Genomic DNA, 17,357 nt, shown 5'->3' on the forward strand with positions numbered 1-17,357 from the left:
GCGCTTTTTCTTTTTTTCTTGTCTCCTGTTTCTTTATTCTTGAATCCTATTCTACCTAAAAACCTAATCTATCTTTATCTTCTTCACTTTCTTCAGCAGGAGGAGTTTCTGTTGCATATTTAGTACAATCGAGCTCAATGCTTAAGGTATCAGGAGGAGTAAAGTCTCCTTTTGAGATCTTTAGCGTTGGATCGGCATAAACCTTTTTCATGTACAAAGCCCAGGCAGGCAATGCGGTATTAGCTCCTTCACCTAAATTAAGCGAATGGAAACGCATGCTACGGTCCTCGCAACCCGTCCAAACTCCGGTAACCAGGTTAGGGGTTACACCCATAAACCAACCATCGCTTTGATTTTGTGTGGTTCCGGTTTTAGCGCCAATAGGCATATCCATTTTATATTTACCGCGTAAACGTAAACCGGTACCGCCGGGTAATATGGTGGTTCCTTTTAGCATGAAACACATTACATAAGCTGTTTGTGCGCTTATGGCTTGCTTTATTTCTGGTTTGTTTTCATAAATAATGTTGCCGTTTTTGTCTTCAATCCGAAGCAGGTAAATAGGTTTTGTCCAGATACCCTTATTGGCGAAAGTACTATAAGCGCCCACCATGTCATAAAGGGTAATTTCGGCAACTCCCAAGCCAATAGATGGATAGGGAGGTATCTCCGAAGTGATGCCCATATCATGGGCGTACTTGGCCACAATTTTTGGTCCTAATTGTTTCATCAGGTACATGGTGATAAGGTTTTTCGATTGCGCCAAACCTTCTCTCAACGAGTACATGCCACCTGTTTTACCATCAGCGTTTTTAGGGGAATAATTGTCAAAGTCTTCGAATACGATCGGCTCGTTAGGAACTTTCATACATGGAGAAAATCCATTATCAATGGCTGCGGTATAAACAAAAGGTTTAAACGTTGAGCCTACCTGGCGGGCTCCGGTGGCTACCTGGTCGTACTTGAAGAACTTAAAGTCATTTCCGCCAACCCAAGCTTTTACATAACCTGTTTGCGGGTCCATTGACATCATGGCCGAACGCAAAAAGCGCTTGTAATATTTAATTGAATCCAGCGGACTCATCGTAGTATCAATTGTTCCTTGCCAACTAAATACCGACATCTTAACCGGTGTTTTAAAATCTGATAAGATCTCTAAATCAGATTTACCCAACTCCTTCATTTCACGGTATCGGTCGGTTCGATGCATTGCCTGTTCTAAAGCTCCCGGCGACAAATCAGTGATAGGATCTTTGCCCATGTTTTTCCAGTGCTTTAAAAACTGTTGCTGCAAATCCTTTAAATGGGCCTCTTCCGCTTCCTCGGCGTATTGCTGCATGCGCGAATCAATTGTAGAATAGATCTTTAGGCCATCGCGATATAGATCATAAGGAGTGCCATCAGATTTAGCCTTTATGGTGCCATCTTCTAAAAGTTTAGAAATTTCCAGGCGAAGATATTCCCTGAAATAAGCCGCCAACCCTTCATTATGGCTTTCCGGGTTATAATCCAGTTTTATAGCACGGGCCTTAGCAAGTGAAGCATTTTCGGCTGAAAGAACCTCATTCTTCACCATCTGGTCCATCACCGTGTTGCGGCGGGCTAATGCACGTTCCGGATAGCGGATAGGGGAATAGTAACTGGGGCCTTTTAAAATACCGATCAATAAAGCTGCTTGCTCAACGGATAGTTTATCAGGTGTGGTGTTGAAAAATGTACGGGCGGCCGTCTTAATTCCGTAGGCATTACTACCAAAGTCAACGGTGTTAAGGTACATCGCCAAAATTTCCTGCTTGGTATAGTTTCGCTCCAATTTAACGGCTGTAACCCACTCCTTTATTTTTGTGACATAGATATTCTTCTTCTTTTCGCGTCCAAATAGCTTTTTTGCTAGCTGTTGTGTAATGGTACTTGCGCCTTGGCGTTTTCCAATCAGATTGTAAAAAACGATCGTAAAAGTTCGGCTAAAGTCGATGCCCGAATGATCATAGAAACGAGAATCTTCGGTAGCGATCAGGGCATTTACAATGTTTGGCGATAACTCAGTGTATTTTACAAATGAGCGGTTCTCTAAATAATAAGTTCCAATGGTTTTTCCATCACCCGAGATTAGCTCCGAAGCGATATTGCTTTTAGGGTTTTCAAGGTCTCTGAAAGAGGGAAGTTTGCCAAAAAGGCCTAAGGCTATTGATAAAATGAAAAGGGCAAAAATACCGATGCCGCCTAAAACGAGCAGCCAGAAATTTTTAATATACCTACGTAAATCTTCTTTGCTTAATTGCGACTTGGTCATTATTGATCTTAAAAGTTAATTCTAAAGTAATCTCTATATTCTTCAACGGTTTGCTGGCTTACCAGACGTGCAAAGTTATCAGATGAAATAATGAAAAAGTCATATTTGTCATCCGATAGTCCTACAATTTCTTCACGGTTATCTCTGAACCTCCGGTAGTATTCTTTGGCGGTTTCCAAATCCCCAAATTGATTTACCGAGATCAACTGTGTTTCATTATTGATCACTTTGCTGCTGTGCGTGTAGTTTTTATCGCTATATACATTACGGTTAAACTGACCGAGTCCTTGTCGGATCCGATTTAAGTTGGCAGTAGGGTTATTTATCGCAATAACAAAAGTATACACCGCGTTTTCAGCTGGCTTTTTGAAATAGCTTTTTGCTTCAGCTGTCGCAATTTCCTGTTTTCGTTGCTGTTCTTCCGCCTGTTTTTCAGCCTCAAAACGCTTGCTTATTGATTTTGCATCAGTGGCTGTGGCAATTGAGGTTTCTTCCAGTGCAAATTCTCTGGCTTCAAAATCACTGCGATTGCTTTCAATGGAGGCAATAAACTGACCAGCCTGTTTGCTGGCTTCCTCGTTTGGATAAATCTGTTGAATTTTATGCAATTCCGATTCAAACGGCGCCAGTTTTTGTGTTTTGCCGATGGCCAAGGCTGCCAATAAGGCAAATTTCGATTTTAAATAAGCATTTGCCGCAGAAGCCTGAAAGGCTTTATTCGCTTCAATTACTTTATCGTAATCTCGGTTTTGATAATCTTTATAGGCCGTTTCGTATAGATTTTCACTTTCCTTTTGGGCACTGGTAGAGGTTTGAGTTAAACCTGGATTACGCATTGCAATTGTATAAGGCGAAGTAGGATACTGATTATATAAACGATTTTTATATTCTTCAGCTTTGGCCGGATCACCTGCTAATCCGTATAAACGGTTAATATTAAAAACAATTTCGTCAGCATTTTCCATTGGTGGTGGATTGTTCAATGCCAATTCGTAATATTTAATGGCGCTTTTGTATTCTTCCAGGTCGTCGTAATAAATAGTACCCAGTCGTAAAGCCGCATGTTGTTTTCTTAAATTGGAAGAATCAAGTTTGGTTGGGGTTAATGGTAAATTATTAACTAAAATGGCCCTGATTTTTTCCGGCTGCGAAGCATCTAATTTTTTTAGATCAAAAGATGGATCGGTGTCGAATATTTTGCTGGCTGTTCCCTGGGTGCTGCTAATACGCCAGTTATCCTCTAGCTGACGATTTCCCCAACGGCGCACAAACTCATTATATCCGGCAGCAATTGCATTGTTATTATAAAAGTACCACGTAGCTCCTCCGCCTTCTGCATTATTAAACCGATTGATCGCTTGTGTATTGTAGTTGGAACTAAACTGGCTCTGTTCCATCTTACTTTCGTTAATATCACGTTGTATTTTAGCTACCTTTTGGTCAATGATTTTATTTCGTTCGGCCTCTGGCATAGCAGCAATTCGTTGCAGGCTATCTTCGCGGTCAATGGTTTTTATATTAACAATTAATTCGTTTAGCTTGTTGCTGCGTTCAATGATCTTATCATAGTCGGGCAAGTCGCGTTGAACAAATGCCCTGGTGCTATCATAATACGAATGCGCTTTGTCGTAATCCTTTCTATCGAAATAAATATTAGCAATTCTTGAATAGGATAGTGCTTTCTGATTTAGGTTTTTGCCCGTATTGGCCACTGAAAGCTTATAAAAGGTTATTGCTGAATCGGTCTGATTTTTACGCTGTGCAATGGCTCCTAATACAAAATAGATCTGATCCTTATAATTTGTATTTTTTTCATCATCTAAAAGCTGGTTTAGTTTTCTGATCAAATCATCGGTATTACCACCTTCCGAAATATTGGTCAATCTAAAGGCATTGATCTTTGAGGCCAATTCGAGCTCATAAGGCACTTGCATGCCTCTCACCTGCTTAAAAGCATTAACCGCATTTATATAGTCTTCCTTTTTTTCATAAACCTGTCCTAATACATAATAATAATTGGCTTTAAGCAGGTTATTCTTTTTTGTTGATTTTATGGCTCTTTCAAGTGAACTGGCAGCTTTATCGTAGTTTTTTTGATTGATGTTGAACTGGGCAATGGCCGTATAAACAAAACGTTTTGATTTTTTTGCATCAGCAATATTAGCCTCAGCCATTTCAAATACTGTTGTAGCATCTTCAACAAGCTGATCTTGCATTTTCGACAACCCAACCCAGGCAAGTGCCTCCTCCTTTAAATCTTTATTAGGGAAGGTGTTAAAAACATATTGAAAAGCCTGAGCAGCATTATAATTATCGCCTTTATAGAAATAAGCTTTCCCTACCAGCATATAAGCGTCGTCGGTCCATTTACTTACTTTATGATTGGCAATTACTTTTGAACACTTTTCAACGATCAGATCCATATCACCGGCCATTCCTGCTGCGGCACCTTCATCCGGCAATTTTAAAAGTGGTAAAATGTTTGAATAAGAGACCGTATAACCGCCTTCGAAATTGTCAACGTTTTTCCGGTAGATTTCTTTGGCGTTAAAATAAGCGTTAAAACGGGCGGTGGTATTATGATAGGTTCCTTTAACAACTCCCACCCGGTTACCCATCGGATCATACATTTTGCAGGCGCCAACAGCAAAAAGCGTTGCGCCTAATATCATTGGTAATAACTTGTTTTTTAGCGGTATTTGCAATGGAATGTACCTTTTGTTGTTAGCAAATATAAATGATTGAAGTTAAACTTAACTTATAATAAAACGCTGCAATTATAGAAATGATCTTGCCAAAAGGTAAACAATTTCTAACCTTTTGCAGTAAAACACTTTATTACCGGCAATTGCTTTAAAACTTTTTAAAGTTTATTTTGCCCAAACCAAATCAAACCAATGCCAAGCCGTAAAGAAAAAATTGTTAAACAGCTTAAAACTAAATATAAGCTGGTGGTGCTTAATCACGACACATTTGAAGAGCAGATCTCTTTTACCCTCAATTTGTTAAATGTATTTGTTGCCGTTGGAGTTGGTGCCATGGTGCTCATGTTCCTGTCGGCTTGTATGATCATTTTTACTCCGCTGAAGGAATATATTCCGGGCTATGCCGACGTATCCTTAAAGAAAAATGTAGCTGAAGCGGCTATTAAAGCCGATTCGTTGGAACAGATGTTTAAAGCTCAACAAAAGTATTTAGATAATATTAAAAATGTGGTGGATGGAAAAGTGAATAGCGCCGGTGCCGACTCTATTCCACAATTGGCCAAAACTTCTGTCGACTTGGATAAAAAATACCCCAACGATGTAGAAGAGCTTAGAAGTTTTATAGAAACCGAAGAAAAAAATAGTGCAGAAGGAGCTCCAAAAGCTGTTAAAAAACAGTCAATAGTTGATTTTCAATTTGTTAAGCCTGTTGAAGGGACGGTGAAGGTTGCCTGCGATTTGAAATCCAATAAAACGTATGAAGTTATAACCACAGCTCCCAAAGCCCAGGTGAGATCGGTTGCCGATGGAATAATTTTATATAGCGGACTTACTTCGGAAGCAGGATATATGCTTATTATTCAACATGCTGCAGATGTTATTTCAATTTATAAGAACTGCTCAGGTGTGAGTAAAAAAGTAGGGAATTATGTTGTAGCAGGGGAGTTTATTGCCGTTTCAGGAAATAACGGTAAAGAGATCAATGGTCCGCAACTTGCATTTGAGTTATGGAGCAACGGAGCTCCGGTTAACCCTTCCGAATACTTAAAATTTTAATTTTGAAGATAGGGTGTAAGCACATTTAATTTCTAAATTTACCTCCATAAACCAACTAAATAACCAAATCAACTAAACCATGTTCAAAAAGGACAAATCTCAGGAAACAGAGGAAGCCTATGGCTCTATTAACCTCATTGGGGCAGGTACCAACATTACAGGTGATATTGTTAGCAAAGGCGATATTCGTATTGATGGTTCTGTAAAAGGAAATGTAACTTCATCGGCCAAAGTTGTTCTTGGCACTTCAGGCTCGGTAGAGGGCAGCATTGTTTGTGCAAATGCCGATGTTTCGGGTGCTTTGCAGGGCGATATTAAAGTAAGTGAATTATTATTCTTAAAATCCACTACCCGTTTGAATGGTGATATATATACAAATAAGATGGTAGTAGAATCGGGAGCTGTATTTACCGGTAAATGTAATATGGGCGCCCAAACCAAACTACTTATCAATTCAGAAGAATATGGAAAAACCAACGGACGAAAAGCGGAAAGCGCTGTTGCGTAGTTACGCCCGATATTCGGGAATGGGTTTTCAAATGATCGCCATTATTGGTGCTTTTGCTTACGGTGGCGTAAAACTGGATGATCACATTAAAGGCAATCAGCCCTGGTTTACCATTTTAGGGTGTTTATTGGGCATAGGCCTGTCCTTTTATTTTGTGATAAAACAACTACAAGAGTAAAATTGGCACATTGTTGAATTGTTAAATTGCACATTACTTATAGCGTTAACAATTCAACAATTTGACCATTTAACACTAGTACAATATTCCTTTCCTACTTAGTTTAATACTACAATCATCTTCTAAAATATCTGCAAATCATCTAGTTAACTAATGCAAATTTTTGCATCTTTGCGCCGATATTTTAAAAACACCTTGATACAGATTTTATTACCCTTTTTAAAAAGGTTCGCCGTTTTCTCAATTATCATTGCCCTTGTAATAGGAGGTATTCAATATTTGTTAGCCGATAAACAATTGTTGATGGACAAAATTTGGCTGATCTATTTCTTTTACAGTTTTATTACCCTGTTTTCGTTTGTATTGGCCAGCTATGGATTGAAAAAAGGTGGGGAGTTTTCAGTGCTAGCAGTGCTGGTTTCGGTTGTTTTTAAAATGCTTTTGTGTATGAGTATGGCGTTGGTATTTATCTATAAAAATATGGTTACTGATAAATGGGCCTTCATCAGCAACTTCTTTCTTTTATATTTATTGTACACAATATTTGAAGTTTATAATTTAATATATAACTTGCGCGACCAAAAAAAATTAGAAAATCGTTAAATAAATGCGCTTAAACACACTTTTTCTTAAAAAACTTTTCGTTTTATCGCTGATTTTTGCATTTATCGCAGGAGTTAATGCTTCGGCGTTTGCTAACTCAGAGCATAATGAAACCGTATTAAAAGACAGTGCTCATGTAACTGAAGCGCATGCTGAGGGTGAGGGTCATGCTGCCGGCCATGGTGAAGAGCCTTTTGAGCCTACCAAAGTAATTATGGAACACATTTCCGATTCACATGATTGGCATTTGTGGGGTCACACTTCAATTGGCTTACCTGTTATTTTATATACGGAAGCGGGTCTTGTGACTTTCAATTCTTCAGAATTTCACCACGATCAGGAAGGCACGCATGTAGTAGAAAAAGACGGACAGAAATTTGTACGTTTTGAAAACAAGATCTATTACGCTGCTGAAACTGCAAATGAAAAAGGTCAATACCTGACTTTAGCAGATGAGCATCCTACCAATGCAAAACCACTGGACTTTTCAATCACCAAAAATGTTGCTTCAATGTTTTTATCGGCAATTATCCTTTGCCTGGTATTCTTCAGTGTTGCTGCTGCTTATAAAAAACGTGAAGGAAAAGCCCCTAGAGGTTTGCAAAGCTTTATCGAGCCAATCATTGTATTTGTTCGTGACGAAGTTGCCCGTCCTAACATTGGACACAAATATGTTCGCTACATGCCGTTCTTATTAACGGTGTTTTTCTTTATCCTGATCAATAACCTAATCGGCTTAATTCCGATTTTCCCAGGAGGAGCTAACTTAACGGGTAACATCGCTGTAACCTTCGTTTTAGGTACTATCACATTCCTGGTTACCAACTTCAGCGGTAATAAGTATTACTGGAAACACGTATTAGCTCCGGATGTCCCATGGTGGTTATATCCAATTATGTTGGTGGTAGAGGTAATTGGTTTATTATCTAAACCTTTTGCATTGATCATTCGTTTGTTCGCAAACATTACTGCAGGTCACATCATTGTTTTGAGTTTGATCTCTTTGATCTTCATCTTCAAAACCTTGTACATCGCTCCGGTTTCAGTAGCATTCGTATTATTTATGGATGTATTGGAATTGTTGGTAGCGTTCCTGCAAGCATTCATCTTCACTATGCTTACCGCTTTATTTATCGGTACTGCTGTTGAGGAGCATCATCATTAAGATAGTCAATAGACTATAGTTCATGGACCATGGTCTGTGGACCGAATAACAAGTAATTATTTTTTAACTAAATAAATCTATAACAAAATGATCGGAAGTATTGCTGCAATTGGTGCTGGTTTAGCTGTAATTGGTGCTGGTTTAGGTATCGGACGTATTGGTGGTTCTGCAATGGAAGGTATCGCTCGCCAACCAGAAGCTGCCTCAAAAATTCAAACTGCAATGATCATCGCTGCAGCCCTTGTAGAAGGTGTTGCTTTATTCGGTGTGGTAGTAGCTTTATTAGGTACTCGTTAATTATTGCAATTAAAATTAAGCCTGCGGCGATTGGCAACAGGCTTAGTTTTAAAAAAAGACATTTGACCAGATTTATTAAAAGAACTTTTTATAACCATCTTATATAATGGATTTAGTAACCCCTAGCATCGGATTGGTTTTTTGGACCACTGTTACGTTTTTCTTTCTTTTTATTCTTTTGCGCGTATTCGCTTGGAAACCGATTGTTTCGGCGTTGAATGAGCGTGAACGTTCAATTGAAGATGCTTTAAATGCAGCCGATAAAGCGAAAGAAGAGTTAACCCGTTTAAATCAGGAAAGCGATAAATTATTAAAAGATGCGCGTTTAGAGCGTGATAAGATCCTGAAGGAAGCTAAAACCTTAGGAGATAATCTTATTGCGGAAGCTAAGCATAACGCACAAACTGAAGGCGCTAAAATGATTGCAAAAGCACATGATGAGATCAATGCTCAGAAAAATGCGGCTTTAGCAGAAGTTAAAAATCAAGTTGCCTCTCTTTCTATTGATATCGCAGAGAAAATTCTTCGCAAGAAATTTGAGAATGCTGGTGAACAGCAAACTCTTGTCGCTGAGTTGTTAAAAGACGTAAAACTAAATTAAGAAGTTACGAGTTGCTGATTGCGAGTTGAAGATTCTAGAATCTATTCCCGTAATACGAAACCCGAAACCCGTAATTAAAAGAGAAATATGTCAGAAATTAAAGTTGCTTTACGGTACGCTAAAGCATTGCTTGATCTTGCCATTGAACAAAACAAGGTAGAAGCGATCAACAATGATATGAAGTTGTTTCATCAAACCGTTAAAGCTAATTCAGAGCTCCGTGCAGTGCTGGCTAATCCCATCGTTGCTCCTGCTAGCAAAAAGAAGATATTGAATAGCTTGTTTACTGATAAAGTAGACAATGTGACCATCACTTTCTTTAATCTGATGGTTGCTAAGGGTCGTGAGGAGTATTTATATACTACCGCAAAGCAATTTGCTGAACTTTACAATTTGCTAAAAGGAATTGTAAAGGCAGAGATTGTTTCGGCATCGGCACTTACCGAAGGAAATAAAATTGAACTTATTGCCAATCTTGAAAAAGAATTAGGTAAACAAGTGATCTTAAAAACCAAAGTTGATCCTGATTTAGTTGGGGGCTTCGTTTTAACAGTAGGTGATAAACAGTTTGATACAAGTATTGCCAAACAGTTAAGAACGCTGAAAAATCAATTGGTAAGCAAGGGCTTTGCAGCTCAAATTTAATCAAGAAAAAAAGTAAAAATTATAACTAAAATATCATGGCAGAAGTAAGACCCGACGAAGTTTCGGCAATTCTACGTCAGCAATTGGCGGGCTTCAAGTCAGAAGCTGAGTTAGAAGAGATAGGAACGGTGTTGCAAGTGGGCGACGGTATCGCTCGTGTATACGGCTTAACCAAAGTTAAATCTGGTGAGCTTGTTGAGTTTAGTAATGGTTTACAAGGTGTTGTAATGAACCTTGAAGAGGATAACGTAGGGGTTGTATTGTTGGGTGCTTCAGAAGGTATCAAAGAAGGAGACACTTTAAAACGTACCACCCGTATTGCTTCTATCAATGTTGGTGAAGGTATGTTGGGCCGTGTTGTTAATACCCTTGGCCAGCCTATTGATGGTAAAGGTCCTATCGCCGGTGAAACTTTTGAAATGCCATTAGAGCGTAAAGCTCCAGGTGTAATTTATCGTCAGCCGGTAAACGAGCCTTTACAAACTGGTATTAAAGCTATCGATGCGATGATTCCTATCGGTCGTGGTCAGCGTGAGTTGATTATCGGTGATCGTCAGACTGGTAAAACAGCTGTAGCTATTGATACTATCATCAACCAAAAAGAATTTTACGATGCCGGTAACCCTGTTTATTGTATCTATGTTGCTTGCGGTCAGAAAAACTCTACTGTTGCCAACATCGTTAAAACATTAACAGAGAACGGTGCAATGCCATATACTGTAATTGTTGCTGCATCTGCTGCTGATCCTGCTCCAATGCAGTTCTACGCTCCATTTGCAGGTGCTGCAATTGGTGAGTTCTTCCGTGATACAGGTCGTCCTGCATTAATCGTTTATGATGATCTTTCTAAACAAGCAGTAGCTTACCGTGAAGTATCGTTGTTATTACGTCGTCCACCAGGTCGTGAGGCTTATCCAGGTGACGTATTCTACTTACACTCACGTTTGTTAGAGCGTGCTGCTAAGATCAACGCAACTGACGAAATTGCTCAGCAAATGAACGATTTACCTGATTCATTAAGAGGTAAAGTAAAAGGAGGTGGTTCATTAACGGCTCTTCCAATTATCGAAACTCAGGCTGGTGACGTTTCTGCATATATCCCTACCAACGTAATTTCAATTACTGATGGTCAGATCTTCCTTGAGTCGAACTTGTTCAACGCAGGTATCCGTCCAGCTATCAACGTAGGTATCTCGGTATCACGTGTGGGTGGTAACGCGCAGATCAAATCAATGAAGAAAGTATCAGGTACCTTAAAGCTTGACCAGGCTCAGTTCCGCGAGTTAGAGGCCTTCTCTAAATTCGGTTCTGACTTAGACGCTTCAACTAAAGCGGTGTTAGATAAAGGTTCTCGTAACGTGGAAATCCTTAAACAAGGACAGTTCTCTCCACTTACGGTTGAGAAACAAACTGCAATTATTTATTTAGGTACTAAAGGTTTATTACGTGCAGTGCCTGTAAATAAAGTAAGAGAGTTTGAAGCTGAGTTCCTTCAGGCATTAGATGCTCGTCATAAAAACGTTCTTGACTTATTGAAAAAAGGTCAATTAACTGACGAAGTAACCAACGTTTTGGAAACTGTAGCTAAAGAGCTTTCATCAAAATACTAATTCAAATTAATTCCGAGTTAAGGGTTGCGGGTTACGAAAATCAGATTTCGTAACTCGTAACACGAAACCCGAAATAAATATAAAATGGCCAACTTAAAAGAAGTACGTCTTAGAATCGCGTCTGTTAAGTCAACGCAACAGATTACCAAAGCCATGAAAATGGTTTCGGCAGCAAAATTTCGCAGAGCCACAGATGCTATTGTTCAAATGCGTCCGTATGCTAACAAGTTGAAAGATATGCTTGCTAATTTGAGTGAATCAGTTGCTGATATGGATAATGTTTTCACTCAAGAGCGCGAATTAAACAACGTGTTATTGGTGGTTATCACATCTAATCGTGGCTTGGCTGGTGCTTTTAACAATAACGTAATTAAAGCCACTAACGCCCTGATTGCTGAAAAATATGCTGAGCACCAAAAGCAAGGTAAATTGCATATTGTTGCTGTAGGTAAAAAATCGCAAGACTTTTATACCCGCAATAAGTTTCAGGTAATTGGTAACAATAACGAGGTTTTCAATAAGTTAAACTTTACCAACGCTTCTGCCATTGTTGAGGCCATCATGGATGGTTTCGCCGCTGGTAAGTTCGACCATGTTGAGATGATCTACAACCAATTTAAAAATGCGGCTGTTCAGATCTTAACTCAGGAACAATTGTTGCCTTTGCCAAAAGCTGTTCAGGATGCTAAAGCAAGTAAAGTTGATTATTTGTTTGAGCCTTCAAAAGAGGAAATTGTGGAAGAGTTGATCCCTAAATCAATTCGTTTACAATTCTACAAAGCATTGTTAGATTCACATGCTGCCGAGCACGGTGCGCGTATGACTGCAATGGATAAAGCAACTGATAATGCTGGTGAATTGTTAAGAAGCTTAACACTTCAATACAACCAGGCTCGTCAGGCTGCTATTACCAACGAGATCCTAGAGATCGTTTCTGGTGCCAATGCATTAGCAGAAGCATAAGAATCAATATAATTTATTTCGATAAGCCCCGGTTCCAAAAGAATCGGGGCTTATTGTTGTTAGCTCTTAGCAAGCGCTTTTCAAAATTATAGATTATCTAAAGCTATCCTGTTGAATTTCAGCTTTAAAATCTTATTTTAAAGTAAAATAGGATAACCTATGGATACAAAGAATGGCTTGCAAAAAACGTTAAGTCCTTTTATGCTGTGGGGGCTGGGGGTGGGTTATGTAATATCAGGAATGTATTTCGGGTGGAACCTGGGTTTGGAAAAAGGGGGGACACTCGGAATGGCAATTGCCACCCTGGTGATTATGCTGATGTATGTTACATTTACTTTTAGCTATACAGAATTAGCATGTGCAATACCCAAGGCCGGCGGTGTGTTTGATTATGCAGGTAAGGCACTGGGAAAGAATGTAGGTTTTGTTGCAGGTATAGCTCAAACAGTTGAATTTATTTTTGCCCCTCCAGCCATTGCTTTTGCCATTGGCGCTTATTTTAATGCTTTTTTTCCTCAGATTCCAATCCTAGCCAGCGCACTGGTAGTTTATTGCCTATTTACAGCTTTGAATATTTACGGCATTAAAGCGGCTGCCTCTTTTGAAGCAATAATAACTGTTCTGGCTGTAGGTGAGTTGTTATTATTTGCTGGTTTAAGTGCTCCAAGTTTTAAAACTGAAAATTTAGTCAGGAATGCTTTCCCTAATGGTTGGTCCGGTGCATTTGCTGCAATTCCATTTGCCATATGGTTTTTTTTGGGAATAGAGGGAGTAGCAAATGTCACAGAAGAAACAAAAAATCCGCAGAAAGACATTATTAAGGGTTTTGGCTGGGCCATTTTTACTTTGGTGATCTTGTGTGTTTTAGTCTTTGTTTATTCTATAGGTGTTGGGGGCTGGGAAACAATAGTATTTAAAAATGGCATTTCCGGAGCAACCTCAGACTCTCCGCTTCCTCTTGCTTTAGCAAAAATTACAGGGGATAATCATGTAATGTATCACCTCTTAATTACTATAGGTATGTTTGGTCTCATTGCCTCTTTTCACGGATTAATTCTGGCTGCCGGTCGTTCTACCTATGAAATGGGAAGGGTTAGAAATATGCCCACTTTTTTAGGGGTGATTTCGGGTCGATTTCAAACACCCGCAAATGCATTGCTGGGCAATATGGTCATCGGCATTATTGCATTATTATCCGGAAGAACAGGGGAGTTAATTATCCTGTCGGTTTTTGGGGCACTTACCCTCTATATCATTTCCATGATTTCATTAATTGTATTGCGACGTAAGCATCCTCAACTAAATCGTCCGTTCAAGGTTCCCTTTTATCCGTGGTTTCCCATTCTAGCCTTAGCAATCGCGTCTATCTCGCTAATAGCCATGTTTATTTATAACCTAAAACTAGGGCTGATCTATTTTGGATTACTAGTTGTAAGTTTTTTCTTGTTTAAAGTATTTAATACCCACAAAACTCTTGTTTATGATAGCACAGGAAATTCTTGATTACGTTAATCAGCATCCTTCTGGCAAAGTGAAATTGGCCGTTGCTGACATTGATGGAGTTTTAAGAGGAAAATATGTTTCTACGGATAAGTTTTTATCTATTGTTGAAGGCCGTCTCGGATTTTGCGATGTAACTTTTGGTTGGGATATGAATGACGCTGCCTATGATAATGTTCAATTTACAGGTTGGCATACCGGTTATCCAGACGCATTGGTTCAGCTCGATATGAATACATTCAGAAAAATTCCCTGGGAAAATGATATTCCTTTCTTTCTGGGTGATTTTATTAATGCTGATAATGTACCTGCTGTGGTTTGCCCTCGTCAGTTGTTGAAAAAGGTTGTATATGAATGTGAACAAACAGGCTTTAAGCCTTACTTTTCACAAGAGTTCGAATGGTTCAATTTTGAAGAAACCCCTTCCAGTCTAAATGAAAAAGGGTTTCAAAATCTTAAAACGCTCAGTCCTGGAATGTTCGGGTATTCTATTCTTCGTAGTTCATTGAAAAATGAATTCATGACAGATCTTTTTGAATTACTTAAGCGTTTCGAAGTTCCAATAGAAGGGTTACATACCGAAACGGGGCCTGGAGTTTATGAAGCGGCCATCACTTATGCTGATGCGCTTGAAGCTGCTGATAGGGCAACGCTATTTAAAACTGCTGTAAAAGAAATTGGCTACAAACATGGCATTATTGCCACCTTCATGGCTAAAATAACCGAAAATTTACCCGGTTGCAGTGGGCATGTTCATCAAAGTTTGTGGGATTTAGAGTCAAGCAAGAATCTGTTTTACGAAGAGAAAGATGAGCAGCAGATGAGCGCTATTATGCGAAGCTATATCGCCGGACAGCTTTATTGCCTGCCACATATTTTACCGATGCTGGCACCAACCATTAATAGCTATAAACGTTTGGTTGAAGGAGCCTGGGCTCCAACTACCCTAACCTGGTCTGTTGATAACCGAACGGTAGCTCTAAGAGCATTACCCTTTAATAAGAAGTCGACACGTTTAGAAACAAGAGTAGTTGGTTCGGATGTCAATCCTTACTTAGCTATTGCCGCTTGTCTGGCGACGGGTTTATACGGGATAAAGAATCAACTTAAATTAAAACAACCGGCTACAGTTGGAAACGGATATCGCGACTACTCAAATGGAACACTGCCTAACAACCTTTATGAAGCTACGCTACAGATGAAAAACTCAGTAGTTGCAAAAGAGCTGTTTGGTGAAGACTTCGTGAATCATTTTACCGCAACAAGAGATTGGGAATGGCGCCAGTTTTCAAAGACGGTGACTGATTGGGAATTGAAGCGTTATATGGAGATCATTTAAAAACAGTGAACTATGACTTTTGACAAAGTATATCAGTATAATTTTCCAACTACTATTCGATTTGGAGCGGGTTCGGTAAAGGAGCTTTCGAATTATTTAAAAAATAATGATTTGCATAAGCCCTTAATAGTTACAGATAGCTTAATTGTGCAGCTTCCATTTTTTAAAGAAATAGTGGATGATCTGCAAAAACATAATATTTCAGTAGAAGTATTTTGTGATACCCATAAAAACCCTGTGAAATCAGATGTTTATAAAGGAGTTGATGTATGGGATAACACAAACAGAGATTCAATTATTGGCATTGGGGGCGGGGCTGCCTTAGATATTGCCAGGGCAATAGCTTTACGTGTTAATCATCGTGAAGATCTATTTAAATACGACGATTTAATTGGAGGAGATATTTTTGTAACGAATGAGGTCCCTCATTTCATTACCATTCCAACAACCTCCGGTACAGGAAGTGAAGTAGGGCGTAGTGCTATCATTGCTGATGATGAAACCCATCAGAAAAGGATTCTTTTTTCGCCTAAACTGATGGCCAAAATTGTATTTGCCGATCCTTTGCTTACCATGGATTTACCGCCATTTGTTACAGCTGCTACCGGAATGGATGCGCTTACGCATAATATGGAGGCTTTTTTGGCAAAAAATCCACACCCGATTTGTGATGGGATTGCCCTGGAAGGTATTTCGTTGATTAAAGATTCATTGGAAAAAGCGACCAATAATCCTGATTTGGAGTCTAGAAGTAAAATGATGATCGCTTCTATGATGGGTGCTATTGCTTTTCAAAAAGGATTAGGAGTGGTTCATTCTTTGGCTCATCCGCTTTCTTCATTATTAGATACGCACCACGGTTTGGCAAATGCAGTAAACATCCCATACGGTATAGCGTTTAATATTGAAGGGTTTGAATATAAGTTCAGGCGAATTTCCAGAGCCTTGGATTTAAAAGAGGAAACAGGCGTGGCGGTGGTTAATTATTTGTTTGAATTGAATTCGAAGATCAACATCCCTCATAAATTAAGTGACATAGGCGTTCGGGAAGAGCATATTGAAACATTAGCGGATATGGCAATAGCCGATTTTGCCCATCCAAATAATCCCAAACCTGTAACACGTGATGACTTTAAATCATTGTATCTAAAAGCACTATAAGCTAAAGGTTTTATAAATGTTAACTATAGGTGTAACGGATTGCAGTAAGTACAGTAATTATAGCAACTGGATAATTTCGGGCAGTGATGATATTGAGATCATCAAGCTGAGCCCTGCAAAGGCAAATGTTGAAGATCTCAAAAAGTGTCATGGTTTGTTGCTTACCGGTGGCGAAGATGTAAATCCTCAGTTTTATAATAAGCCTGAATACCTGAAATATTGTTATGCCGATGATGTGAACGAAACTCGTGATGAGTTTGAGTTACAATTATTGGAACTAGCGATAATGGATAATCTGCCAATTTTAGGTATTTGCCGAGGGATGCAGATCGCTAATGTTTTTTTCGGAGGAACACTCATTCCCGATATTCCTTCATGGGATAAACCTTCTCATTCAAAACTTCTGGATGGAAATGATCAATATCATCAGGTACAAGTCGATGATTCTTCATGGTTATCAAAAGTTTTGACCCAAAAACAAGGACTGATCAATAGTAATCATCACCAGAGTGTTGATAAGGTTGGAGAGTTATTAAAGATCAGCGCCTGCTCTCCGGACGGGGTTGTTGAAGCTATTGAGTGGAAAGAACCTGATAAAAAGTCTTTCCTCTGCATGGTTCAATGGCATCCTGAACGTATGAATGATCAGGAAAGCCCCTTTGTGAGGAATATAAAAAATACATTTCTAACTGCTTCAAAGGAAAAATCAGTTTAGTTCATGTTCTTTAAACCT

At 39.1% G+C, this 17,357-nt stretch carries 16 protein-coding genes; 14 read left to right on the top strand and 2 right to left on the bottom strand.

The features are described from left to right. Positions 1–55: 55 nt before the first annotated feature. Positions 56–2,293, bottom strand: a complete 2,238-nt coding sequence (locus C3K47_RS16860) for a penicillin-binding protein 1A (RefSeq protein WP_103790338.1) — start codon at positions 2,291–2,293, stop codon at positions 56–58. Positions 2,294–2,301: 8 nt separating this feature from the next. Further along, the gene (gene porW / locus C3K47_RS16865) at positions 2,302–4,965 is read right to left on the bottom strand and encodes a type IX secretion system periplasmic lipoprotein PorW/SprE (RefSeq protein ID WP_103790339.1); all 2,664 of its coding nucleotides are present in this window, start codon (positions 4,963–4,965) and stop codon (positions 2,302–2,304) included. A gap of 225 nt (positions 4,966–5,190) precedes the next feature. Between porW and C3K47_RS16870 the strand changes: the two genes are divergently transcribed. From C3K47_RS16870 to C3K47_RS16935, 14 genes are all read left to right on the top strand, one after another. Next, positions 5,191–6,054 carry a murein hydrolase activator EnvC family protein gene (locus tag C3K47_RS16870; protein ID WP_103790340.1) on the top strand — a complete coding sequence of 288 codons (864 nt, stop codon included), beginning with the start codon at positions 5,191–5,193 and terminating at the stop codon, positions 6,052–6,054. A 79-nt stretch (positions 6,055–6,133) separates the two neighbouring features. Beyond that, a complete protein-coding gene (locus tag C3K47_RS16875; RefSeq protein WP_103790341.1) occupies positions 6,134–6,562 on the top strand; it encodes a bactofilin family protein in 429 nt (142 codons plus the stop codon). After that, positions 6,519–6,740 carry an AtpZ/AtpI family protein gene (locus C3K47_RS16880; protein ID WP_103790342.1) on the top strand — a complete coding sequence of 74 codons (222 nt, stop codon included), beginning with the start codon at positions 6,519–6,521 and terminating at the stop codon, positions 6,738–6,740. The genes C3K47_RS16875 and C3K47_RS16880 overlap by 44 nt, the downstream gene beginning before the upstream one ends. Positions 6,741–6,893: 153 nt before the next feature. Continuing rightward, entirely contained in the window at positions 6,894–7,343 is a 450-nt protein-coding gene (locus tag C3K47_RS16885) for a hypothetical protein (protein WP_103790343.1), read from the top strand. Between the two features lie 4 nt (positions 7,344–7,347). Then, positions 7,348–8,508: a F0F1 ATP synthase subunit A gene (gene atpB / locus C3K47_RS16890; RefSeq protein WP_103790344.1), complete on the top strand. Its 1,161-nt coding sequence runs from the start codon at positions 7,348–7,350 to the stop codon at positions 8,506–8,508. Between the two features lie 87 nt (positions 8,509–8,595). After that, positions 8,596–8,805 (top strand): ATP synthase F0 subunit C, encoded by a 210-nt coding sequence (gene atpE, locus C3K47_RS16895; RefSeq protein WP_103790345.1) that lies wholly within the window; start codon positions 8,596–8,598, stop codon positions 8,803–8,805. A 106-nt stretch (positions 8,806–8,911) separates the two neighbouring features. Then, positions 8,912–9,406, top strand: a complete 495-nt coding sequence (locus C3K47_RS16900) for a F0F1 ATP synthase subunit B (protein WP_103790346.1) — start codon at positions 8,912–8,914, stop codon at positions 9,404–9,406. Between the two features lie 87 nt (positions 9,407–9,493). Beyond that, on the top strand, positions 9,494–10,051 hold the full coding sequence (gene atpH / locus C3K47_RS16905) for an ATP synthase F1 subunit delta (protein ID WP_103790347.1): 558 nt from the start codon (positions 9,494–9,496) through the stop codon (positions 10,049–10,051). Between the two features lie 35 nt (positions 10,052–10,086). Further along, a complete protein-coding gene (gene atpA / locus C3K47_RS16910) occupies positions 10,087–11,661 on the top strand; it encodes a F0F1 ATP synthase subunit alpha (RefSeq protein ID WP_103790348.1) in 1,575 nt (524 codons plus the stop codon). Between the two features lie 84 nt (positions 11,662–11,745). Further along, positions 11,746–12,624 carry an ATP synthase F1 subunit gamma gene (atpG, locus tag C3K47_RS16915; RefSeq protein WP_103790349.1) on the top strand — a complete coding sequence of 293 codons (879 nt, stop codon included), beginning with the start codon at positions 11,746–11,748 and terminating at the stop codon, positions 12,622–12,624. 177 nt (positions 12,625–12,801) lie between these two features. Next, positions 12,802–14,127, top strand: a complete 1,326-nt coding sequence (gene eat, locus C3K47_RS16920; protein WP_243392572.1) for an ethanolamine permease — start codon at positions 12,802–12,804, stop codon at positions 14,125–14,127. Beyond that, positions 14,105–15,463, top strand: coding sequence for a glutamine synthetase family protein (locus C3K47_RS16925; RefSeq protein ID WP_103790351.1), 1,359 nt, complete (start codon positions 14,105–14,107; stop codon positions 15,461–15,463). Before eat ends, C3K47_RS16925 begins: the two co-directional genes overlap by 23 nt. Before the next feature lie 12 nt (positions 15,464–15,475). Then, entirely contained in the window at positions 15,476–16,624 is a 1,149-nt protein-coding gene (locus C3K47_RS16930) for an iron-containing alcohol dehydrogenase (RefSeq protein ID WP_103790352.1), read from the top strand. Between the two features lie 16 nt (positions 16,625–16,640). Continuing rightward, entirely contained in the window at positions 16,641–17,339 is a 699-nt protein-coding gene (locus tag C3K47_RS16935; RefSeq protein ID WP_103790353.1) for a gamma-glutamyl-gamma-aminobutyrate hydrolase family protein, read from the top strand. Positions 17,340–17,357 lie beyond the last annotated feature (18 nt).

Source organism: Solitalea longa (assembly GCF_002920915.1).
GTDB classification, from domain to species: Bacteria; Bacteroidota; Bacteroidia; order Sphingobacteriales; family Sphingobacteriaceae; genus Solitalea; species Solitalea longa.